We start from the raw sequence: 24,652 nt of genomic DNA, 5'->3' as shown, positions 1-24,652 counted from the left end.
TTGATTTGGCACATAAATTTGCACCCTCGCCAGCAATTCGGCGATATCAGCATCGTCGCGAGCTCAATCTCCCGCTTATCCGTTCAAAGACGATCGAATATTCTGGAGCCAATTGCATGGATCGCCGCCACATTGACGAACAATGAGACCATGGGGGATCCACGCCCGCATGGCTTGTCTAGCGGCGCTTAATCCTGACCTCGCCACGCGCGACCATCAGAGCCAGCATGGCTATTCGGACGTCTCTGCTTTGGGATCGTTTCCCCGCGCGAACTTGTTCGGCGCCCCAAGGGAAACCATCTGCCTCGAGGAGGGACGCGGCGATCTCTTCCGCTTCCCGCCGATAGGCTTCGTTCCAGGCTTCCATCCTATTGCTCACTTCCAATATTGGCCGCGCCAATTAGGCGCCGAAGTCAGCTCGCGAACCGAGCAGTAACGTCATACAGTGACCGGTGCCCGTCGGCGATACCGATGGTCATCGCATTCGAACAGAGGGACGATGTCCAGGATAGTCCGCCGATCAGGCGACCGGCCGCATCGCATAATAGGCCAGCGTAAAAGGGGCGACATTAGGGTGCCTAATGCGGCGATTAGGGCCGCGACACACGCTCGTACCGCCGCCAAGCCGGTCGCTGCGCGGGAAACGTCCGTAACGGGCGGAGTCGCGGCCATCGAAATCCCCGCGGCGAGTTCATGCCCTGTAAGCGCGATCGCATAACTTCGACAGGAACCGTCATGGCTGCCAGAGCCGCGAAGTCGGAGCAGTGTTTTGTGTGGCTATCTCGTTGCGAGCTCTCATCCATATTTGGTCTGATGTGAGATCACTATCTACTCCCCGACGGGACGCCGGCACCTTTTGTGCGGTATCCTTCGGCATCATATTGTCGAGCCTGACGCCCATTGGCGACCGGCCAGAATGCCGACGCCTCCTACCTTTTCAGGTTCAAGCTTGGAGTAGAAGTATTACTAGGCGCAATAGCGCTAAACTGACTTTCTCAGTTTAGGTTGGCATGCTTTCGCATGACGTGCACGACATTCGGCGAGGGTCCGCCTCATCTTTATTTTGCGCGCTACCACGCGGGCCCGTTCGCCGACATACTTCGGCTCAGGGGAAGGGGCCAGAAATATTTTGAGTGGCGCTCTTGCCACTGATTGGAACAAATGAGAAACTTATAGGAGTCAAATCAGAAACATAGGCTCTCGCAATGCGCACTCTCGGTCCCATCGGTCATCTCTCGGCTGAAGTTCGAAAACTTTTGGAAATAGATGAAGAGGAGGCGCTTCTCGGTAAAGTCCGTAAAAAGCGCAAGCCAACGAAAGACGACGAGAAGACGCGGAAGGCCAGCGGCGGTCGCTTTACGCAAGAGCCGGATTTCAGCTTCCCGGGCCCTTTCTCGGACCGGCCCGTGTCAGCCAACGGGCGTGTATCACTCCATTTCTCGCGCGACGTCGTCACGAAAGGCGCCAATGGATCATCGATCCTCCACTTGGCGGCGGGACCGAAGCGGCTGACACCGTCGGCTCCGGCCGATCACGACAATTATGTGTCGCGACCCGAGGCGGTCATGACCATTTCTGCTGCAAACTTCGAGGATTATGCCGGGCGGGAGGCCGCGCTGGAGCTCGCTGGCGACGGCAAGGTTGCGTTGTTTACAAACATCAGCCCGGAGCCCGCTGTCCGGAGTGACTATTGGCGCAAGGTGCATGAGCATGAGCGAACGCCAAAACCGGATGCGGTCGAGTTTTATGGTGCGCACCTGCCTGCGTCGTCATGGCGACAGATCGCGGCGATCGAGGATCTGCCCGCCAAGATCCGTGAGCTGGCCGCGAAGATGGCGACGACGAAGGGAAACAAGAGCCACAAGAAGAAGCCTGACGCTGAGCTCGTGATGGGCCGAGCGGAGGCCGGGAAGCTGCTCGCCGTCATTCGAAAGGAGGTGGGAGCGTGGGATAGGAAGAAGTCTCCGATACGTATCCGACAGGGGCGCGGAGGTCGAACCCAGTTCCGATATACGGCCGAATTCCCTCAAGGCATTGATACAACCGCCCGCCTCCGTATCACGGCTGAATTCTGCCAGGAACTGGACGCGAAAGGCGTCATGTATACGGCTGCCATTCATGCGCCCGATGCTCACAACGACGAACGAAATTTTCATCTCCATGTCGCGACCCATGACCGGCCGGCCCGGCGACTGGAGGACGGGCGATGGGACTTTGAGGTCAGAGAAGTGGTTCCAGGTCAGTGGAATCGTTTTCGATATCCATATCGGCAGCCGAAAATTGCTGCACTTTCCCGGGACCCCGCTGGCGGAAATCCGCGCGAGTATGCCGCATCTGAAATTTACCGCATGCGGGAAAAATTTGCCGATCTTTGCAATACAGAGTTGAAGCTTGCGGGCTGCGGAAGACTGTTTGATCCTCGAACCTACGAAAAAATGGGCATCGATCAACCACCCACTGAACGGCTCGGTCCGCAATCGTCCGCGCTCGAAACGGCAGGCATCCCGACCGCGAAGGGTAGCAGAAACGCAGAAATCTTATGGACGGCAGAACTTCAGCGCAATCTCAAGATGTGCAACAAAGCGCAGAAAACGCGTGAAAAGCTTCGCGCGCACGTCGAAAATGCGCTGAAGGCGCTCGACGGAGTGATCTGCCCCCTTCTGAGTGGTCCAAAATTGATGATATTTTGGATTACGAAGGAGATTATGAATGCCGAGCAAGAAGCATCGCCCGGAAGAGATTATTGGCAAGCTGCGTGAAGCGGAGGTTGTGCTGGCGCAGGGCGCCACGACGGCTGAAGCGTGTCGCCGGATCGCGGTCAGCGAGCAGACCTATTATCGGTGGCGCAAGGAATATGGCGGCCTGAAAACCGACCAGGCGCGTCGGATGAAGGACCTGGAGAAGGAGAATCTTCGGCTTCGGCGTGCGATATCCGACCTCACTTTGGACAAGCTGATATTGCAGGAAGCTGCCCGGGGAAACTTCTGAGCCCCGCGCGCCGAAGGCGCTGTATCGACCACATCAGAACGATGATTCCGGTGTCCGAGCGGCGGCTCTGCCGCGTACTCGGGCAGCACCGATCGACACAGCGCAAGGCGCCCCGCGGGGCAGATGACGAAGCGGCTCTTACCGAGGATATCATTGCGCTGGCGCGGCAATATGGTCGTTATGGCTATCGCCGGGTGACGGCGTTGCTGCGCGATGCGGGGTGGCATGTGAACCGCAAGCGAGTCGAGCGCATCTGGCGACGCGAGGGGCTGAAGGTGCCGCAAAGACAACCGAAACGCGGGCGGCTCTGGCTGAATGACGGATCGTGCATCCGGCTTCGGCCAGAGTATCCCGGCCATGTCTGGTCCTACGACTTCGTCGAGGGCCGCACCCACGATGGTCGCAAATATCGTATCCTGTCGATCATCGACGAGGCGAGCCGGGAGTGCATGGCGTTGCCCGTGGCGCGTAAACTCAAGAGCGACGACGTGCTGGCGGCGCTGGCCGAACTGTTCGTCACGCGCGGGCCACCAGCGCATATCAGGTCTGACAATGGGCCGGAGTTTATTGCCACGGCAGTGCAGGAATGGCTGGCGAAGGTCGGTGTGAAGACGCTCTACATCACGCCCGGATCGCCCTGGGAGAATGGCTATTGCGAAAGCTTCAACGGATCGCTGCGCGATGAACTGCTCAACGGCGAAATCTTCTACTCGCTCGCCGAGGCCCGGATCCTGATCGAGGCCTGGCGGCGACATTACAACACCGTCCGGCCGCACAGCTCGCTGGGATATCGGCCACCGGCGCCGGAGGCCGTTCCCTCGCCAGTGTTGCCCTCCGGTTCCGCTTCGCTCCACCTACGGCCAACACTGGCGAGGGAGGCGTCAATGCACTAACAATCCACCCGGACCACTCGGTGGGGGCCGGTCAGCTGTCCGGCCCATTTGGCCAGAAGCGAACAGTCTCCAGCCGACCATTTTCCCCATATTTTGAACGGCGGTTTTCGTAGTCCAACACCCCGAAGAAAACCGACGGGCGACCTCCCCAAAAACCGTCGATCGCTGCCGACCCTGATGCAATAAAACGGAACCACCAAAATCGGACATTATGGCCGGCAGGGCATTTCCTAGCCGGCCGTCCCGCCGCCCCTCCGTCTCGCTGCACAGGAGCGTTTGACCGTCGAGGGAGAAATTCCGAAGTGTTGGGCCGTTGCGGCAATGCTGGCCATATTCTCGCTGCGCCAAAGCGCGACTTGGGCGGGGGCGACAATGGGTTCCCTTCCGAGGCTGGACTTTCCGCGATGCGTCCTGCCGTTCGCTTTCAGCGAAGCCCTGGCGGCAGCCCGGCCCGCGTCACATCGATCGCGGATGCGGTCCCGTTCCATCTGCGCCATTTGCGCGAGTACAGCCAGGATGAGTTCGCCGACGCCCCTGGCAATTGGCCCAATCCCGAGCACATCGACAACGACGCCCTTTTTGATGAGGGCTCGCACGCTATGCTGGACGTCCAATGCATCGCGTCCCAGTCGATCAACGGCGTAGACACATAGCGTGTCTCCTTCGCGAACGTAATCGGACATGGCGGCGAATCCAGGCCGGTCATTCGCCAATGTCGCACCGCTTATCGCTTCGTCGACGAACTCCCGGTCGAACATTCCGCCTAGTGCGGTCCGTTGAGCATCGACAGACTGATCCCTTGTCGACACGCGATAATATGCAATGCGGCTCACTCTTTCCTCCTGGTTTAAAACCTACCCCTTCCTTTCTGACCTTGGATCAAAGGTCTCGGACGTAAGTTCTGGACCGGGGAACCGGACGCATTTTCGATAGGTTCAAAACGTGGAAGTTCTGAGCCGATCAGTGACGGGCGCGCCAATCTGCACTTTGGGGCATTCGCGCACGGATGGCAGAAAACATCCAGAGTCTGGACAGGAATGAAGAAGGCGCATCACGCACGCCCAACTGCGGCTTAATCAAGCGACGACAGTGCCTGGGACAGGGAGGTATCGGGGGTAGGATAGAGAGCGGGAGTTGAGGGCAGAGCACCTCTCTCCCGCTCTCTATCCTACCCCCTTACCCCCAACGGATCATGTCGTAGCAAGAGATTGATGAAAGGTTAAGGGGCCATTGGAAAGATGAAATTTCGAGAGTTAACAGTCGTTTAACCAGGCTCTCTTAGGTCTCACTGGTAGAGGAGAACTTCTATGAGTGACGAAAATTGGACCATTCGGGCGCGACGCGGCGAGTATTCTGCTCGCGATGCAGCTAAAACCCTGGACCCTATGAAATGGGCCGTCCATCGGCTTCTTCCGGCAACAGGAGCATCGGTCTTATTCGGAACTGGGAGTACCGGAAAAACCCAGCTGCTCCTCTGGCTCGCGGCGCATATAGCGGCCAGGGGTGAGAAGAAGCCGAAAAAATGGCTTGGCGCTGACGTCGCCGTGACCGGAAAAGTACTCGTACTTTCCGCCGAGGACCTCCGCGAACATCTGTTCAAACGCATTGGCGACATCGCGCGGCGGATGAGCGAGCAGTTCGGATGGGCCGACGAAGAGGTCGAGGATGTCTGCGCGCGTATCCATGTTATGCCCTTCCTCTCCATGGGCGTGACAGAATTCACAGAGTTGAATCCGTCGCTCTTCCGGCGCGGCGCAGGCGGCGATTGGGAACCGTCCGAATCGCTGCGGAGTATCGAGCGGTTCCTCGAGGACGCAAATAACGAGGCGGATGCCAATGAACGCCCGGAGGACCGCTTTGTAGGGGTGATCCTGGACTCAGCAGTTTCGATGGCCGGGTTTGAAATGTCACAGTCGGAAGCCGCGACGAACTTTCTGTTCCACTTGAATCGAATGTCTCGCCGGCAGGGCATGTTCTGGGCTGTCATTGGTCACACGCCGAAGGATGCCGGAAAGAAGGCAGATGATCCGGCGGTCGAACGTCTAAGGGGCTCCGCCATGTGGTCGACGACTCCGCGAGCGGTAATCGAGCTTCGCTGCGCGACCTCAAGTGACAATGTGGACGATGTGCGCGTCCGCTATCCGAATCTGGACACCCGCGACATTCTGCTTCTTTCGACCGCAAAGGCCAACTCGGAGGATGCCGATCTAGATCCACGCGCGCTGGTCCGTGAGAAGGACAGTGGCGCCTTCATAGATATTACGGGCCAGTTCCCAGGGATATTCGATCGTGTTCAGAAAACGCACGCTGATGCCGACCGGTCAGAACCGCGCATCCCGCGCGACCGCAACCAAACCGGGTTGGCTATTATCGACATTATTAGTCGGGTAACCAACGACGGGCGGCCCCAGGAGAAGTTCACCCGGCAGAGCGTCCGAGACGAGTTCGATCGTCAACGACCTCTGAACGAGGCTCTCCGTGACGTTGCTCCCGAGCATGAAGGAAAATACTCGCGAAAGGATTTCAGCTTGGCTTGGTACATGGCCCAGTTCCGGGACTTTGGTGCAATCGCTGATAGCAAGGCCAGCAGTTTTTTAATCGTCGACCTCGCGCTTGCGCACGCGCGCTTCTCCGATGTCGGAGATACGAATCGGAGCGAAATCAAGGCCGTTGACCTTGATTCGCCCGGAATAGACCAAGATTGAAGGTTAACTCTGTGGGTGGGCGTAAGCCCATCCACGGAGGAAAAATTGAATTACAGTCCTTTATTCGGTCTCAGATCTAAGGCCGACTCAACTGCTCGCGCCAATGTGATTTACGTCGTGCCGGGTCAAACTGGGCAGGCTCCAAGTTTCTGCACGCAGCAAGTGCCGCCAATCCGCCCGAAAAAGATGGATGGCGAGACATGACGGTCCACGCTTCCGAACTGATGCGCAAGCTTTCCAAGAAGATCGATCAGCGTCGGTCCATCCAACTTTCAGCCGATGATCTGGACTATTTTGTCGCCAGTGGTGCGTGGGACGCACTCTGCAAATCCGTACTCGAATACCAGAGGAACCAATGCCAAGAACGAAGCGCCCAAAACCGCTCTACCAGCGCGGAGATTACAAACTCTATCGACGACCAGACCGCGAGAACCTTGAGATCGTCTGGTACGACCACGAGGCCCGACGCGAACGTAGTATTAGCGGACGTACAAGCGATGTTCGGGAAGGCTGCAAGGCGGTAGACCGACTGTACTTGAAGGCATCAGGAGAAGACATCTGCCCTGGATGCGGGAGAGCCATGGTCGGGGAAGCGGCGCCACTCGTTACGATGGCGATCAAGGACTACATGCTGACTTCGGAGCACAAGGCTGGATTCAAGTCAGCGAGGACGCGCCTGTCGCATGTCGTGGGCTATATCGCGAAGGAAAACCCAAAACTAACGGTTCCTATGATCAATGAGCGTTGGATTGACGGCTTCCGAGCCTACATGAAAAGTCACGGCTACGCGCTTGGTCACATTGAAGGATGCGTTTTGCAATTCGCTGCGGCGATCAACGCCGTGCCGGGTCACCAAGCACGTTTCAAAAGCCGCTCCGTCAAGGACGCGGCGCAGACGCCGGTGTACCGCGCAAATATCGAAACGATCGCGGAGATGTTCCGCTTTTGTATTGACCCGCCGCCGCCTGATGGACGCCAATGGACGGAAAAGGAGCGACATATGGTCATCGGCCGGCGCGTTAATCTTCTGCGCTATCTGCGCGCTGCCGTTGCGACTTGGGCCCGACCTGACGCAATCTCTGGCCTCAAGGCGCGTGGGCAGTGGCATAAAGATGCGGGCGTGCTCGCACTCAACCCACCCGGTCGCGCACAGACGAAGAAACACCGGCCGACGGTCCCGGTCCCCAGTCAGTTCATACCCTGGTTGGATGAGGCGATGGGCCGTGACAACTACCTGCCGGTGAGTTCCATACGGCATAGCTGGGAGAAAATGCGTAAATATCTCAAATTGCCAGCCAATCGGCAGAGCGGCGAGAAACTGATTCGCCGATCAGTCGCGACAATTGCGCGGCCTTTGATTGGGGAGCGGGATTGGGTCCAGGGCGAGATGATGATGGGTCATAAGAAGGCAACGATCAGCGATATCTACGCCCTTCCTGACCCGGCGCATTTTGGTCGCGCACTGGAAGTCACCGAAGTGATTATCGATGATATCGAGAAGCTCTGTCCGGGCGCTTACCGCAAAGTTACCGCAGAAGCCGTTGGACTGAGGCTTGTAAAATGAGGCAAAACTGGCTGATTTCTGCGGTGGAGCGGGTGAAGGGAATCGAACCCTCGTCGTAAGCTTGGGAAGCTTCTGCTCTGCCATTGAGCTACACCCGCAATCCCGCCGACAGGCTGCTGTGCAAAGCCGTTTCGCAATGGCGTTGCGGCAGCATCGGCTGACGGCACGGGCTTTGCCGTCTTCGAACGCGCCGGTCAATCCCCTGATGCGGGCGTGTGCGACCATCGCCCCGACCTCAGCGCGCCGCTTCGCTGATCGTTTCCATCGCGACGAAGGTCGATGTGCTGGCGACGAAGGGCAGGCTCGAGATTTTCTCACCCAATATGATCCGGTAACGGCGAATGTCGGGGGTACGGACCTTGAGTAGATAGTCGAAGCTGCTCGCGATAAGGTGGCATTCCTCAACTTCGTGAATCCCGCGCACCGCGGCGTTGAACTGCTCCAGTGCCGCTTCGCGCGTGTCCGACAGCTTCACTTCGGTGAAAGCGACATGGTCGAGCCCGACCTTGGCGGGGTCGATGATCGCGCGAAAGCCGATGATCACGCCGCTTTGCTGCAAACGCTTTACCCGCTGCTGGCACGGGGTTTTCGACAGGCCGACCTGCTGCGCGAGTTCGGTGAAGGTGATCCGGCCGTCCTGACGCAGGATCGACAGGATCTTCCGGTCAAATGCATCCATATCGACTGTTGATGTTTCATTTTTCATCCAATTCGCCTAGATCGAATGGTGAAATAGGTCAAAAGATAGTTTGTTAAAGTAATATGAAGTCAGATCGCCTTCCTTCTATGCTTTAAAGGGGCCGCATGACCATGTCTTCCCCCGATCGCGCCGCGGTGCGCGCCCTCGCCCGTCGTTCCGAAGCCGAGCTTGTTGGCGAGCTGCGCACCGCGCTCGCGACCTCCCCCGCCAGCGTCGATGCGGTGACGCGGCGCGGCCTCGCACTGATCCGCAAGGCGAAGGCCGAGGGCGAGCGCGAGACGCTCGTCGCGCAGTTGATGAACCGCTACCGCCTGTCGACCGAGGAAGGCGTCGTGCTGATGTGCCTCGCCGAGGCGTTGCTGCGCGTTCCCGACAATGCGACCGCCAATGCGCTGATCCGCGACAAGATTGCCGGACGCCACTGGGCCGATGGCGATGATGGCGACAGCCCGCTGATCGTTTCGTTGTCGTCGCGCGGTCTGTCGCTGGGTTCGGCGACGCTGATGCTTGACGCAATGGGCAGCAAGGCGAACCCGCTGACCTTGCTCAAATCGATGATCCGCCGTTCGGGCGAGCCGGTGATCCGTCAGGCTGCACTCGCGGCGATGAAGATGCTCGGCCAGCAGTTCGTGATGGGCGAGACGATCGACGCCGCGGTCAAGCGCGCCGACAAGGACAAGTCCGAACTTGCGAGCTTCGACATGCTTGGCGAAGCCGCACGCACCGCCGAGGATGCCGCGCGCTATTATGACAGCTATGCCGCCGCGATCCAGCGCATCGGCCGCGATGCGAAGCCGGGCGATCCGCACGCCAATCACGGTATTTCGATCAAGCTGTCGGCGCTCCACCCGCGCTATGAGTATCTCCAGCCAGCGCGTGTCCGCGACGAACTGATCCCGCATGTGATCGAACTCGCGCGGGCTGCGCGCGCGGTGAATATCCCGCTGATGATCGACGCCGAGGAAAGCGACCGGCTCGAACCGCATATGGACGTGTTCGAGGCGCTGCTAGATGCCGGGATCGCCGACGGCTGGACCGGGCTCGGCATCGTGATCCAGGCCTATCAGAAGCGCGCGCCGGCGGTGATCGACTGGCTCGCGGCATGCGCGCGGGCGCGCGGTGCCAAAGTGTCGATGCGCCTCGTCAAAGGCGCCTATTGGGACACCGAGATCAAGCGCGCGCAGGTGCTGGGGCTGGACGATTTCCCGGTCTTCACCGCAAAGGCGCACACCGACCTCAATTATCTGCGCTGCGCGCAATTGCTGCGCGACTGCCAGGACTGCATCTACCCCGCCTTCGCCAGTCACAATGCGATGACGCTGGCGTTCGTCGCCGAGCTGTTCGCGGGCGCCGATTATGAACTGCAACGGCTGCACGGCATGGGCGAGGGCGCGCATGACGCGCTCGTCGCGCTCTTCCCGCCGCCGCGCCCGGTGCGCGTCTATGCCCCGGTCGGCACCCACCGCGACCTGCTCGCCTATCTCGTCCGCCGCCTGCTCGAAAATGGCGCGAACTCCAGCTTCGTTCACCAATTCTCGGACCCCGATGTGACCGCCGAGGAGCTCGCGATCGACCCGCGCAGCATCGCGAATGCTCCGGCGCCGAAGATCGCGACCGGGCTTGGCCTCTACGGCGCCGAACGCCGCAATTCGCGCGGCTATGACCTCGGCGAGCCGGGCGTGCCCGAGGCACTGGTTGCCGCGATCGCCAAGGCGCGGCGCGGCGATATCGTTGCCGCGCCGCTCGTCGGCGGCGAAGCGCGCGGCGGCAAGGAAGAGGCGGTGCGCAATCCCGCCACCGGCGCCATCGTTGGCCGTGTGATCGAGGCCGATGCCGCTGCCGTAGCCGCTGCGGTCGCTGCCGCGCGTGCGGCGCAGGACGACTGGAGCCTCGCCGGCGGCGCCTTCCGCGCCGAACGGCTCGAACGCGCCGCCGACCTGATCGAGGAACGCGACGCGCTGTTCCTCGGCCTCGCGATCGACGAAGCGGGCAAGACGCTGGTCGATGCGATTGCGGAAGTGCGCGAAGCTGTCGATTTCCTGCGCTATTATGCCGGGCAGGCGCGCGCCGGCTTTACCCATCCGGTCGCGCTTCCGGGGCCAACGGGTGAGCGCAACGAACTGATGCTCGAGGGCAAGGGCATTTTTGCGTGCATCAGCCCGTGGAACTTCCCCCTCGCTATTTTCCTGGGGCAGGTGTCGGCGGCACTCGCGGCGGGCAATGCTGTGCTCGCCAAGCCCGCCGAACAGACCCCGCTGATCGCGTATGCCGCGGTCGAGATCCTGCTTGAGGCCGGAGTGCCCGGCGATATTCTCCATTATCTGCCCGGACGCGGCGAGACCGTCGGCGCGGCGCTGACCGGTCATGCCGACATCATCGGGGTTGCCTTCACCGGATCGACCGAGGTCGCGCGCGCGATCAACCGCGGCCTCGCGATGCGCGACGGCCCGATCGCGACGCTGATCGCCGAAACCGGCGGCGCCAATGCGATGATCGTCGATTCGACCGCGCTTCCCGAACAGGTCGCGCGCGATGCCGTCGCGAGCGCCTTCCAGTCGGCGGGGCAGCGCTGTTCGGCACTGCGCCTGCTCTGCGTGCAAGAGGATGTCGCCGAGGCGATGATCGAAATGGTCGCGGGGGCGATGGCCGAACTCAACGTCGGCGATCCGGCGCTGCTGGCGACCGACGTCGGCCCGATCATCGATGACGAGGCGCAGGCGAATATCGCCGCCTATGTTGCCGAAGCGCGCGCTGCGGGCCGGGTGATCGCCGAAGCCGGGCGCTCCAATCTTCCTGCTGACGGCCATTTCGTCCCGCCGGCGATGATTCGCCTCGATGCGGTCACCGACCTGAAGCGCGAGATTTTCGGACCCGTGCTCCACGTCGCGACGTGGAAGGCGGGTGAACTCGACCTGCTGATCGACGCGATCAACGCGTCCGGTTACGGCCTGACCTTGGGTGTCCACACCCGGATCGACGCGGTCGCAGCGCATGTCGCGGCGCGGGCGCAGGTGGGCAATGTCTATGTCAACCGCAACCAGATCGGCGCGATCGTCGGCTCGCAGCCGTTCGGCGGGCGTGGGCTGTCGGGGACGGGGCCGAAGGCCGGCGGCCCGCATTATCTGCACCGCTTCGCCGAGGAAAAAACGATCTCGACCGATATTACGGCGGCGGGCGGCAATGCAGCGTTGATGGCGGGGTAGAAGGATTCCCGATGCTGATGTGCGGGCGCAATGGCCCGTGCATCAGCGGTACGGATTTTACCACGAGGCCCGATACAGAGTGGACGCACTGTCCCGGGCAAATACGTCCGAAATCGTCTCGCGGCGAAAATGCCGCGGCGACCCTATGTTATGGTTCCCCCCGCAGCGGGATCAGCATAGCCATTTCTCGCTCGGGTGCCAGTGGGGATTATGCCCCCGGAACGCCCAGCAGCTGCGCTTGTGCTTTCAGTCGCCCTGCCGCGCCCGGATTGGCGGCGATGCCGTCCTTCAGCGCTTGCGCTGCCTTCGATGTTTCGCCCAGCGTCATGCGGCTGCGCATCAGCATGATCCAGCGGTCGACGTTGGCGGGGTCGGCCTTCAATTTCGCCTCCAGCCCGCTCACCATGCCCTCGATCATCGCATCCTGCTGCCCCTTGGGCAGCTGCGACGCGGCCTCCATGTCCGACCGGCTCGGGCCGGGGATGGCGCGCGCGGCGACGGGCATCTCTTCGGCTGTCAGTGCGCGTGGCTGCGTAGAGGCGAGCCGTGCGGCGACGTCGATCTTGTGGATTTTTCCGACCTGTTCGATGGTGCGACGCAGGTCCGCTTCCCACGGTGCACCCTGCGGCGTGTCGGCGAGCAGCGCGAACCAGTCGTCGATCGCGCCCTTGTGATCGCCGCCGATATCCTTCTTCACCGCCATGAAATAGCGCGCGCGCGGGTCCTTGGCGTCGAGTGCAATCGCCTTCTGAAACGCTTCGAGTGCGTTCGCCGGCATCGGGTCGCGGTCGCTCGCCATCACCCGCGCTTCGCCGAGCGCCGACCACAGCCCCGCCGAATCGGATGCGATGGCGACCCCTCTCTCATATGCGGTGGCGGCGCCCTTGAAATCGCCGAGGTCGAAGCGCGCGGCGCCGAGCGCGGTCCACGCCTCGGCGCTGTTCGGTTCGGCGCGGGTGCGCGCTTCCAGGGCCGCAAGCTGATCGGATGGCGCGGCCGCCTGCGTGGCAGGATCATTGGCGGCAGGGGCAGAATCGCGCCAGATCGCATAACCGATGGCGGCCGCCAGCAGCACGAAGGCGGCGATCAAAATTGCCCGGTTGGTGCCCGTCATGCCCCCGGTCTTGGCCTTCGCCATGCCATTGCTCTCGTTCATTTTTGCCCCTTTGGTCGGTTCCGCAAATAAAGCCGCGCCGCGCGATGCGCCGTCTTGCCTTTGCCCGGCGATGGTGTAGCCTTTCTTCCGTAAGGTCGGTCAACGATAAAATCGTCAGGGGTCGCGCCGGCTTTCCCAGTCATAACAGGGGAGGGGTGCATGGCAGTTTCGGATCACGTCGATTTTTCGACGTTCATGGAGGGCGTCAAAAAGCGCAATCCGGGTCAACCCGAGTTCGTCCAGGCGGTTCAGGAAGTCTCGGAAGATATTTTCGACTTCATCGCCGACAAGGAAGAATATCATTCACAGCAGATTTTGCGCCGGATCGCCGAGCCCGACCGGGTCGTGTCCTTCCGCGTTTGCTGGGAAGATGATAATGGCAATATCCGCGTCCAGCGCGGCTGGCGGGTCCAGAACAACAATGCGATCGGGCCCTATAAGGGCGGCATCCGTTTCCACCCGAGCGTCACCGAATCTGTCCTAAAATTTCTCGCGTTCGAACAGACGTTCAAAAATGCGCTGACCGGGCTGCCGATGGGCGGCGGCAAGGGCGGATCGAACTTCAATCCCAAGGGCAAGAGCGTGCGCGAGATCATGCGCTTCTGCCAGAGCTTCATGACCGAACTCTATCGCCACATCGGCGCCGACATCGACGTTCCGGCGGGCGACATTGGCGTGGGTGGACGCGAAATCGGCTTCATGTTCGGCCAATATAAGCGGATCACCAACGAATTTACCGGGGTGCTGACCGGCAAGGGCCTCGAATGGGGCGGCTCTTTGATCCGTACCGAGGCGACGGGTTATGGCGCGGTCTATTTCCTCGCCAATATGCTCGCGGCCAAGGGGCAGGATCTGGTCGGCAAAACCGCGGTCATCTCGGGATCGGGCAATGTTGCGACGCATGCGGCGGAAAAGATCGTCCAGCTTGGCGGCAAGGTCCTCACCTTCTCGGATTCGGGTGGTTTCATCCACGATCCCGACGGCATCACGCAGGAGAAGATCGACTGGGTGAAGGCGCACAAGACGCATCGTCGCGGCCGGATTGAGGAATATTGCGCCGAGTTCAAATCTGCGACCTTCACTGCGGGCAAGACGCCGTGGGGCGTCCCCTGCGACGTCGCGCTGCCATGCGCGACGCAGAATGAGCTGCTCGGCGACGATGCCAAGCTGCTGGTCAAGAACGGCTGCATCGCGGTCAGCGAAGGCGCGAACATGCCCACGAACCTTGAGGGCGTGCATGTCTTCAAGGACGCGAAGATCATGTTCGCACCGGGCAAGGCGGCCAATGCCGGCGGCGTCGCGGTCTCTGGCCTCGAAATGAGCCAGAACAGCGGACGGCGTGCCTGGAGCGAAGGCGAGCTGCAACAGATGCTCAAGGACATTATGGACGGCATCCACACCAGCTGCATCACCTATGGCGATCAGGGCGGCGGCTATATCGATTATGTGAAGGGCGCGAATATCGCCGGCTTCAAGAAAGTGGCCGACGCGATGCTCGCGTTCGGGGTGGTCTAGGAAAAGGAACCGCATGCGACGTCTTTGCGGGTTTGATGCGATCGGCTCACGCTATGATGTACGACACAGGCATATGAAAATATTCCGCTATTTGTCGACGCGGCGATGGACAAAATCGGACAAATCCCGAAAGGGCGTCGCAGCGGTTGCATAGGATCGGTCGGCGGGGTGCCGATGCCGTTCCCGGGGTAAAGGCCCGAGGCGCAAAAGCGCCCGGGCGGGGTGAAAGGGGTTTTCGCGGATGACGACGCACGCGGAAAAGAAGCGCAGGGATCGGCCTTGGTCGGCGTTTGCCGCGCTGGCGATGATGCTGCTCGCGCTTGCCATCGCCGCCATCATCGCCGCCCCGCCCGCGCGCTCGCAGGGCGAGGGTGGCGCGCGCTACACCGGCGTCGCTTCCTGCGCCGGATCGACCTGCCACGGCCGGATGGAAGGCGACGGCACCGTCGTCCGTCAGGACGAATTGATGAAATGGCAGGAACCCTCGACCCCCGGCGGCGCACACAGCCGCGCCTGGGCGGTTCTCGGCAACAGCCGCAGTCAGTTTATCGCGCGGAACCTGGGCATCGGCGACCCTGCAAAAGCGCAGATGTGTCTCGGTTGTCACAGCACGGCGGGCACGGCGCGCGCGGTTCCGGCCGAAGACGGCGTCGGTTGCGAATCGTGCCACGGCCCCGCGGGCGGCTGGATCGCCAGCCATTATGCCGGGGTCGGCACCAACGCCAATCCCGACGCCGAAATGCGCCAAAAGCATCTCGCCAACCTGTCGGCAGGGCTCAAGAAACTCGAAGATCCGGTGGTCCGCGCGGGCGTCTGCGTCGATTGCCATTTCGGTTCGGCGGGCGAGGGGCAGTTCGTCACCCACCGCATTATGGCGGCGGGGCACCCGCGTATCGCGTTCGAACTCGACCTCTTCTCATCGCTTCAGGCGCATCATCAGGAAGACGCCGATTATGGCTGGCGCAAGTTCGGTTCGCCGACCGGGCGCACCGACCATGTCCAGATGTGGGCGGTCGGGCAGGCGACCGCGATCGAGCGCAGCCTTGCCCTCTTCCAGTCGAAGCGCGGGACCGAGGGGATGTTCCCCGAATTCTACTTCCTCGATTGCCACAGCTGCCACCGCCGCATCTTCGATCAGGCGAAGCCGGTGAAGACGAGCATGGACAATCCCGGCCGCGCCATTCCGGAGGGGATGCCGCCCTATAATGACGAAAATCTGATCATGCTCGCCGCCGCCGCACGCCTCGCCTCGCCAGCACTCGCCGACCAGCTAGCCGCGCGCACCGTGGCTTTCCACAAGGCGATGGCGACCGACCGCGCGAGCGCGGTCAGTGCCGCGTCGCAGCTGTCGCAGACGGTCGCGGCGCTCAAGAGCAGCTTCGCCTCGCGTGGCTTTTCGGGCACCGACGCCTTTGCCATGGTTGATGCGATCGCGGCGAAAGCGATCAGCGACCGCTTCACCGACTATTCGGGATCGCAGCAGGCGGTGATGGGGGTCGATACCTTGCTCAACGCCATGGTGTCATCGGGCCGCATCACCATTGGCGCGGCGGCGGGCATCCGCGGCGACATCGACCGTGCCTATGCTGCGGTGAAGGACCCCAATGCGTATAAGCCTGCCGATTTCCAAGGCTCGTTCGGCAGCGCCGTGCGCGCGATCCGGGCGCTGCGCTAAACGATGCGAAACAAGACCCGCCTTTTCCGTTCGGTCGCCTTTCCCGCACTGGGGGCGTTGTTGCTGTCGTCGTGCGGCGGTGGCGGTGGCGGCGGCAGCACCCCGACGCCGACTCCCACGCCGACGCCAACCCCCACGCCGACTGGCGGGCTCTACACCCCGCCTGCCGCCGAAGCGCTGAGCAGCACCGACGTCGAGCGCGTCCTCGCGCAGGCGATCGCCGAAGCGCAGGCGCGCAATTCGCCGTCGGTGATCGCGGTGACCGACCGCGTCGGCAATGTGCTCGGCGTCTTCCGCATGAACGGCGCGCGCGCGACCGCGACGACCGCACCCGCGCCCAATGGCGTCAGTATCGACGCGCAAAATGTGACTTTCCCGGCCGAGGGCGGTGCGATCGCCAAAGCGGTGACCGGGGCGTATCTTTCGAGCGGCGGAAACGCCTTCTCGACGCGCACCGCGAGCCAGATCGTGCAGGAACATTTCCCGCCGGCACCGACGACCGTCGGGCTAGAAAGCGGGCCCTTGTTCGGGGTGCAGTTCAGCCAGCTGCCGTGCAGCGACCTCAGCAGCCGTTTCGGCGCGGGCGGCAGTGCGGCGCTGATCGGCCCGAAACGCTCGCCGCTCGGCCTCGCCGCCGATCCGGGCGGACTGCCGCTTTATAAAAATGGCGTTCTCGTCGGCGGCATCGGGGTGATGGGCGACGGCGTCTATGGCAGCGACTCCAATATCCTCGACGTTGATAATGACCCCGAAGAATTTATCGCGCTCGCGGGAACGCGCGGGTTTGAGGCGCCATCGACGATCGTCGCCGACCGGATCGCGGTCGACGGCACGACCTTGCGCTTTTCCGATGCGACCTTCGCCGGGCTGATGACGAGCGGCGGCGCGAGCTTCACCAGCCTCAACGGCGTCGCGGGTAATCTCGTCGCGGTCATCGGCTATGCCAATGCCGCGATCACCGCCGGGGCCACGTACGGAACCGAAGCCTCAGGCATTCGCGCTTCGACCGCCGCCGAATTTTCGAACCGCGATGCCTTTGTCCTCACCGACGGCAGCGGCACCAACCGCTACCCGATCCGCGCCGGCACCGACGGCGCGAGCATCAGCACACCGTTGACGCAGGCCGAAGCCCGCGCAGTGCTCGAAGAGGCTTTCACGGTGATGAGCCGCGCGCGTGCGCAAATCCGCCGCCCGCTCGACAGCCGCGCGCAGGTGACGATCAGTATCGTCGACACGCATGGCGCCCCGCTCGGCATCGTACGCTCGCCCGATGCGCCGATCTTCGGCACCGACGTGTCCTTGCAAAAAGCGCGCACCGCGGCTTTCTTCTCGAACGCGCAGGCGGGCGCGGAACTCAGCGCCAACGCGAGCGCCGATATTCGCCAGTTTGTCACCGCGACGCGCAGCTTTCTGGCCAATCCGGCGGCGCTCACCGGCACCATCGCTTTCCCCGACCGCGCGAACGGCAATTTGTCGCGGCCCTATTTCCCCGACGGCGAGGTCGGGCGTCCCCATGGCCCGCTGTCGCGGCCGATCGCGCAGTTCAATCCCTTCTCGACCGGGCTGCAATCGGCGCTGATCATCGGCAATGTCGGTGCGCATCTGGGTTTCGTGTCGGGAGCGAGCGTCACCGATACGCCGCAACGCTGCACCACGCTTCCCGATGTAGCACCGGGACAGAACAGGCTGCAAAATGGCATTCAGATTTTCCCCGGATCGGTTCCCATCTATCGCGGAACTACGCTCGTCGGCGCGATCGGTGTGTCGGGCGACGGCATCGACCAGGATGATATGATCAGCTTTCTGGGCGCGCATAATGGCGGCGCGCGCGTTGGCGGGATCGGCAACGCGCCGATGGCGATGCGCTCGGACAATGTCGTCGTGACGCTCGCCGACAACAAGAAGGTTCGCCTGCGCTATATCAGCTGTCCCTTCGCGCCCTTCCTCGACACGCAACAGCAAAATGTCTGTGAGGGATTGTAGGCGATGATGGTGGGGGGCAGTCTTTGGCCGATCATCGCGAGCCTCGCGGCGCAGGGCACGCCCGCGGATGTTGTCGCGCCGCCGTCTGAGCCGCCCGCTACCGCCGAAGCCGCTGAGCCGCAGCCGCCGGAGGACCTCACCCCGCCGCCGCCGCCGGTCGACTGGAAGGAAATGGTGGACGACGGCCTGATCACCGACATCATCGAAGGCCGCCGCCGTCCCGGCTATAGCCCCGACCTGCCGGACCAGTTGACGCAGGACAATGTCGGCGCGCTCCGTCCGCCGCCACCGCAAGCCTTTCCGGGGATCGAGAACCAGCTCCCCATTCCCGACCGCTGGCGGCTGATCGAAACGCTGGGGGTGGTCAAGGAACGCTGGTTCGACCCCTATCATCAGAACACGCTGAAGGGCGACCGGCCGATCGACCCTGAAAAGGTCAAATGGCTGCCGATCAAGGGCGACGACTGGTTCTTCATCGCCAATGCGGTGTCCGATACGGTGTTCGAACCGCGCACCTTCCCGATTCCGAATGGTGTCCAGACCACCGAACGGCCGGGCAGTCTCGACGTATTCGGGAAAAGCCGCAGTTTTGTGCTGGCCCAGACATTTATCGCCGGCGTCGCGCTGATCAAGGGATCGACCGCGTTCAAACCGCCCGATGTCGAATATAGACTGACCCTCGCCTATCAGGCCAATTATGTCGACGTGCCCGAACGGCGCGTTCTCGACGTGCGCCCGTCGCAGCCGAGCCATCGCTATGACTCTTTCCTCGGCGTGCAGGAATTGTTCGTCGACAAGCATCTCGGCAACACGTCCGACCGCTATGATTTCTATTCGATCCGTCTCGGAATCCAGCCGTTCCAGAGCGATTTCCGCGGCTTTCTGTTCAACGACAGCCAGCTTGGCATCCGCCTGTTCGGCAACCGCGACAACAACCGCTTCCAATATAATCTCGCGGCTTTCTGGCGGCTGGAGAAGGACACCAACAGCGGCCTCAACGACATTACCCAGACGCCGCGCGACGATTTCGTTCTGACCGCGAACCTCTATCGCCAGGATTTTCCGTTCGTCGGGCTGACCAGCCAGATCAGCGCGACCTATAATATGAACCGCGAAAAGAACGACATTCAGATCGACCATAATGGCTTCCCGGTGCGCCCTGCACTGATCGGCGATCTGCGCGGGCGCGAATATGATGTCGTCTATCTGGGTTACAGCGCCGACGGGCGGATCGGACGGATCAATGTCACCGCGAGCTTCTATGCCGCGCTGGGTGAGGACCGGAACAGCTTCTTCACCAGCAAGCCTGCCGAAATTCGCGCGGGCTTCGCCGCCGCCGAGCTCAGCTACGACTATGACTGGATGCGTTTCCGCCTGTCGGGGCTTTACGCGACCGGCGACGGGGACCCGTATAACAAGACCGAGGGCGGCTTCGACGCAATCTTTGAAAATCCGATCTTCGGCGGCGCCGACACCAGCTACTGGATTCGTCAGACGATCCCCTTCGCGGGCGGTGGGCGCGTTATTTCGATCAACGGCCGCAACGGCATTTTGAATTCACTGCGCTCGTCGAAGGAAGAGGGGCAGTCGAATTTCAACAATCCCGGCACCATCTTCCTCGGCGCCGGCGCCGATTTCGACCTGACCCCGCAATTCCGAATCAGCACCAATTTCAACCATCTCTGGTTCGAAAATACCGCGACCTTGCAGGCGCTGCGCATGGAAGGGTCGATCCCCAAGGACATCGGCTTCGACCTGTCGGCGGCGGCGATCTGGCGGCCCAAAGCGACGCAGAATATCGTCGGCCGCCTGAGCGCTGCGGTGCTGCTGCCCGGCGACGGATTTCAGGATCTGTTCGAGAACAAGAACCGCGAGGACGCCTATGTCTCGATCCTCGCCAATATGATTTTGAGTTTCTAGGATATGATGCGCAAACTCTTCGCCTTGCTCGCCTTTATGACGATGGCCGTCGCCTTTGGCGCCAGCGTCGGCCGCGCGGCGGAGGAGGAAAAACCGCTCAAGATCGAATATCGCTTCACCCCGCCCGCGCCGCGCGAGCAGAGCGAAGCCGATGTGAAAGCGAAGTCCGAAGGCTGCTACAGCTGCCACACGCGCACCGATCAGCCGTCGATGCACGCCACCCCCGCGGTGCGGCTCGGCTGCACCGACTGCCACGGCGGCGACGCGGCGCAGGTCGGTACCCCCAGCCTTGGCTATCAGCACCCGACCAACAAGGCGGTGATGAAGCTTGCGCATCCGCAGCCGACTTTGCCCGGCGCCTGGCACGACAGTTCGGCGAACCCTGAGCGCAGCTATACCTTGCTCAACAAGGAATCGCCCGAATTCATCCGCTTCATCAACCCCAGCGACTATCGCGTCGCGCGCGAGGCGTGCGGGGCGTGCCATATGGAGGTCATCGAGGCGACCGAGCGATCGCTGATGTCGACCTCGGCAATGCTGTGGGGCGGCGCGGCGTATAATAACGGCATCGTCCCCTATAAAAATTATGTGTTCGGCGAGGCCTATACGCGCACCGGCGACGCGGCGTGTATCCTGTCGCCCTCGTCGCGGCTGACCGCCGAGGAATATAAGGAAGCGTGCAAGCCAAGCTTCCCGTCGGACAAGATATTGACCGATGAGGAAAAGAAACGCGGCGCGCTCGCGCGCATGTATCCGCTGCCGCAGTGGAACGTGATCCCGCCCGGCGACGTGTTTCGCGTCTTCGAGCGCGGCGGGCGCAACATCAACACCCAATTCCCCGAAATCGGTCTGCCCAACCCGACGGGCAGCATCCAGCGGCTCGAGGAGCCGGGACGCCCCGACCTCAAACAGTCGAACCGCGGCCCCGGCACCGGGTTGCGCGTCGCGATCCCCGTGCTCAACATCCACAAGACGCGCCTCAACGATCCGCTGATGTGGTTCATGGGCACCAACGATCAGCCCGGCGATTTCCGCCATTCGGGCTGCGCGGGCTGTCATGTCATCTATGCTAACGACCGCGAGCCGCGCCACAGTCTGACCTATGCGAAGTTCGGCCGCGACGGCGAAACCGCGACGGTCGACCCGACAATCGCCGAAAAGAAATGGAAACCCGCGGGCGACGCTCATGGCAATGAGGGGCACGGCACCGCAGAGGCCGGCGCGTCGCACAAGGCGCCCGACGACGGCCATGGCAGTGGCGGCGGTCACGGCTCGCTGATCGATCCGGCCGCCGCCGCGGCCGGACCGCAACAGCAGCCCAAGCAACCGCGCCGCGAGGCGGGGCATCCGATCAGCCACACCTTCACCCGCGCGATCCCGACCGCGCAGTGCATGACCTGCCACATGCACCAGCCGAATATCTTCCTGAACTCCTATCTCGGTTACACGATGTGGGATTATGAATCGGACGCGCCGCAAATGTGGCCCGGCCCGAACAACACCGCGCCGCGTCCGCCGGGGATGAGCGACGAGGAATATCAGAAGAAATATAAGCAGCAGCGCTATCCGACCGCCGCCGAGGTCCACAAGGTGCTCGAACGCAACCCCGAGGCCGCCGCGCCGCGCGGGCTGTGGGCCGATGTCGAATTTTTGCGCGACGTCTATGACGTCAACGACAGCAATCAGGACACCCAGTTCGCCGATTATCACGGCCATGGCTGGAACTTCCGCGGCATCTTCAAGCGCGACCGCAACGGCAATCTGCTCGACGCGGGCGGCAATATGTCGACCTATGGCACCGATGCCGCGCATATCGTCGATCCCAAGGATCCCGAGAAATGGCGCAAGAGTTGCAGCCACTACACCGATCCCAAGGAACGCGACCTCTGCCTGCTGAGCGCCGATCCGGGCAAGCCGGGGGTCGAGGGCAAGTTCGTGCCCCCCGGCATCAACCCCGGCAAGACCGTCCATATGATGGATATCCACGCCGAAAAGGGAATGCAGTGCGCCGATTGCCACTTCGCGCAGGACAGCCACGGCAATGGCTATATTCAGGGCGAGGTCGCGAATGCGGTCGAGATCAGCTGCAAGGATTGCCACGGCACCGCCGACGCGCTGCCGAACCTGCTGACCTCGAACGTCGCGGCGCGACCGCAGGGCACCAATTTGGCGCTGCTCCGCAACCCCGACGGGCGGCGGCGCTTCGAATTCCAATATGACGACAATGCTGAAGTGATCGGGCTGATCCAGCGCTCGATCGTCGATCCGAAGCTCGAATGGCAGGTCAGCCTTGTCAAACAGGCGGTGACCCCGGGGCCGCATTTCAACGCCAAGGCGGCGCGCGCCAAGCTGATGGCGCGGTCGGGCTCCGACGATGGTCAGTTCGCATGGGGGCCCGGCGTCGCGAAGGAAGATCGCGCACACGGCGAAGACAAGATGACCTGTTTCACCTGTCACCTTTCGTGGACGACGAGTTGCGGCGGTTGCCATCTGCCGATCGAGGCGAACTGGAAGACGAAGACGCACCATTTCGAGGGTGAGGAAACGCGCAACTTCGCGACCTACAACCCGCAGGTGGCGCGCGACGAGATGTTCCAGCTCGGCCGGCACCAGCTGACGAAGCCCGGCGAACCGGGTCCCCCCGATGAAAATGGAAATCCGACGGTGCGCGGCATCATCACCCCGGTCCGATCGACCTCGGCGCTGATATTGTCATCGACCAACATCAACCGCGAACGCATCTATATCCAGCAACCGCCGATTTCGTCGGCGGGCTTCTCGAGCCAGGCCTTCGCGCCGCACTTCCCGCACACGGTACGCAAACAGGAAACCAAACAGTGCAGCGACTGCCATTTGTCGGCGGCTGACGACAATAATGCGATCATGTCGCAGCTGTTGCTGCTCGGCACCAACTTCGTCAATTTCACCGGATTGAACGTCTGGTCGGGGATGGAGGATGGCTTTCAGGCCACCCGCGTCACCGAATGGGACGAGCCGCAGGCGGTGATCGGCAGCTATTTGCAGAAATATGCCTATCCCGATTTCTACGACCTGCACGTCAACCAGAACGGCCGCGAGCTGAAGAATTGGGTGCGCGGCAAGACCTTCGACAAAAAGGGTTCGGGCGAAACGCATGCGCTCGAGGAGTTCGCGAACATCGTTCAGGACACCAGCGGCCGCGTGAACTGCCTGCAACAGCGCGGCGAATATATGTTCGTGGCGGAGGGCAAGGGCGGCTTCCGCGTCTATGACGTCGCCTCGATCGGCAACAAGGGCTTCAGCGAACGGATCATCCGAGCGCCCTTCTCGCCGCTCGGCCACAGCACGCATGTGAAGACGAAAAATGCGACCTGCATGGCGATTTCGACGACCCAGCCGATCAGCGTCGCGCGTAACGACAGCATTCGGAAGAATTTCCCCGAGAATCATGAACAGGCGTTCCACCCGCTCTATCGCTACGCCGTCATCACCGACAGCGTCGAAGGGCTGGTGCTCGTCGATATCGACACGCTCGCCGACGCCGAATTCCGCAATAACAAGTTCAGCCGCGCGTTGACGTGGAACCCCGACAATATCCTCGCCGGGGCGCGGCATGTGACGCTGGCGGGCGATTATGCCTATATCACCACCGATGCCGGACTGGTCGTCGTCGACCTTTCGGCGCCGCTTGACCCCAAGGTGACGGCGCAGCTGCCGCTGACCGACGCGCGCGCAAGCGCGGTGCAATTCCGCTATCTGTGGGTCACCGATGCCGAAGGGGTGAAGCTGTTCGACGTCACGAACATGGCGCAGCCGATGGCGGTTCCCGAAGGCAGTGTACGCCTCGCCAATGCGCGCAAAATCTATCTCGCGCGCACGTACATGTATATCGCGGCAAAAGCCGACGGGCTTGTCCTCGTCGACGTCACCAAGCCCGCAGCGCCGGTGGTGTGGCCGGGGCTGACCTTTGGCGGCGCGCTGCAGGATGCCGAGGATGTGATCGTTGCATCGACCAACGCCTCGCTCTTCGCCTATGTCGCCGACGGCCGCGCGGGCATCAAGGTGATCCAGCTGACCAGTCCGAACAATGCCGGTCTCTATGGCTTCTCGCCGAAACCCACCCCCGAACTGATCGCTTGGGCGAAAACCCCGTCACCGGCGCTTGCGCTGTCAAAGGGCCTCGACCGCGACCGCGCGGTTGATGAGACCGGCGGGCAGATGGCGGTGTTCGGACGTCTGGGCTCGCGCCCCTTCACCCGGCCGGAGATGGAGAAGCTGTTCCTCAACAGTCGCGGGCAGGTCTATAAGGTCCGCGACGAGGTCGATCAGGCCGGATGGCGTCCGCCGCTCAAATACGCGAACTAAGGCTCG

Annotated in this window: 13 protein-coding genes and 1 tRNA gene; 10 read left to right on the top strand and 4 right to left on the bottom strand. The window is 62.1% G+C overall.

Going from position 1 to position 24,652, the window contains the following annotated elements; genetic code table 11:
- The first annotated feature begins 1,205 nt into the window (after positions 1-1,205).
- Entirely contained in the window at positions 1,206-2,759 is a 1,554-nt protein-coding gene (locus CDQ91_RS07690) for a MobA/MobL family protein (RefSeq protein WP_088472138.1), read from the top strand.
- Positions 2,710-3,881 (top strand): IS3 family transposase gene (locus tag CDQ91_RS07685; protein ID WP_088470872.1). Its coding sequence is split into 2 segments (ribosomal slippage): positions 2,710-2,974 and positions 2,974-3,881, totalling 1,173 coding nucleotides; the frame shifts between segments, so codons are not numbered across the junction. The genes CDQ91_RS07690 and CDQ91_RS07685 overlap by 50 nt, the downstream gene beginning before the upstream one ends.
- 230 nt (positions 3,882-4,111) lie before the next feature.
- Here CDQ91_RS07685 and CDQ91_RS07680 read toward each other — a convergent pair.
- Positions 4,112-4,714 (bottom strand): recombinase family protein, encoded by a 603-nt coding sequence (locus tag CDQ91_RS07680; RefSeq protein WP_088472137.1) that lies wholly within the window; start codon positions 4,712-4,714, stop codon positions 4,112-4,114.
- Positions 4,715-5,188: 474 nt separating this feature from the next.
- Between CDQ91_RS07680 and CDQ91_RS07675 the strand changes: the two genes are divergently transcribed.
- Positions 5,189-6,586, top strand: coding sequence for an AAA family ATPase (locus tag CDQ91_RS07675; RefSeq protein ID WP_088472136.1), 1,398 nt, complete (start codon positions 5,189-5,191; stop codon positions 6,584-6,586).
- Between the two features lie 580 nt (positions 6,587-7,166).
- Positions 7,167-8,150 carry a hypothetical protein gene (locus CDQ91_RS07665; protein ID WP_088472134.1) on the top strand — a complete coding sequence of 328 codons (984 nt, stop codon included), beginning with the start codon at positions 7,167-7,169 and terminating at the stop codon, positions 8,148-8,150.
- A 24-nt stretch (positions 8,151-8,174) separates the two neighbouring features.
- On the opposite strand, the gene CDQ91_RS07660 is transcribed toward CDQ91_RS07665, so the two are convergent.
- Positions 8,175-8,248, bottom strand: a tRNA-Gly gene (locus CDQ91_RS07660).
- Between the two features lie 137 nt (positions 8,249-8,385).
- Positions 8,386-8,856, bottom strand: coding sequence for an Lrp/AsnC family transcriptional regulator (locus CDQ91_RS07655; protein WP_088472133.1), 471 nt, complete (start codon positions 8,854-8,856; stop codon positions 8,386-8,388).
- A gap of 98 nt (positions 8,857-8,954) precedes the next feature.
- Between CDQ91_RS07655 and putA the strand changes: the two genes are divergently transcribed.
- Complete coding sequence (putA, locus tag CDQ91_RS07650) at positions 8,955-12,053, top strand: bifunctional proline dehydrogenase/L-glutamate gamma-semialdehyde dehydrogenase PutA (RefSeq protein WP_088472132.1); 3,099 nt, start codon at positions 8,955-8,957, stop codon at positions 12,051-12,053.
- A gap of 208 nt (positions 12,054-12,261) precedes the next feature.
- Here putA and CDQ91_RS07645 read toward each other — a convergent pair whose 3' ends face one another.
- Entirely contained in the window at positions 12,262-13,209 is a 948-nt protein-coding gene (locus CDQ91_RS07645; protein WP_237245875.1) for a tetratricopeptide repeat protein, read from the bottom strand.
- 159 nt (positions 13,210-13,368) lie between these two features.
- Between CDQ91_RS07645 and gdhA the strand changes: the two genes are divergently transcribed.
- From gdhA to CDQ91_RS07620, 5 genes are all read left to right on the top strand, one after another.
- Positions 13,369-14,724: an NADP-specific glutamate dehydrogenase gene (gene gdhA / locus CDQ91_RS07640; RefSeq protein ID WP_088472131.1), complete on the top strand. Its 1,356-nt coding sequence runs from the start codon at positions 13,369-13,371 to the stop codon at positions 14,722-14,724.
- Positions 14,725-14,965: 241 nt separating this feature from the next.
- Entirely contained in the window at positions 14,966-16,399 is a 1,434-nt protein-coding gene (locus CDQ91_RS07635) for a multiheme c-type cytochrome (RefSeq protein ID WP_088472130.1), read from the top strand.
- Between the two features lie 3 nt (positions 16,400-16,402).
- On the top strand, positions 16,403-18,382 hold the full coding sequence (locus CDQ91_RS07630; protein WP_088472129.1) for a heme-binding protein: 1,980 nt from the start codon (positions 16,403-16,405) through the stop codon (positions 18,380-18,382).
- Between the two features lie 3 nt (positions 18,383-18,385).
- Positions 18,386-20,302 (top strand): hypothetical protein, encoded by a 1,917-nt coding sequence (locus CDQ91_RS07625; RefSeq protein ID WP_088472128.1) that lies wholly within the window; start codon positions 18,386-18,388, stop codon positions 20,300-20,302.
- A 6-nt stretch (positions 20,303-20,308) separates the two neighbouring features.
- A complete protein-coding gene (locus tag CDQ91_RS07620; RefSeq protein WP_088472310.1) occupies positions 20,309-24,646 on the top strand; it encodes a hypothetical protein in 4,338 nt (1,445 codons plus the stop codon).
- Positions 24,647-24,652: the final 6 nt, after the last annotated feature.

The organism is Sphingopyxis witflariensis (genome assembly GCF_002205635.1).
Taxonomy (GTDB): Bacteria; Pseudomonadota; Alphaproteobacteria; order Sphingomonadales; family Sphingomonadaceae; genus Sphingopyxis; species Sphingopyxis witflariensis.
The sequence above is the reverse complement of the archived record's forward strand: the minus strand, read 5'-3'. Positions and strand labels throughout refer to the sequence as shown.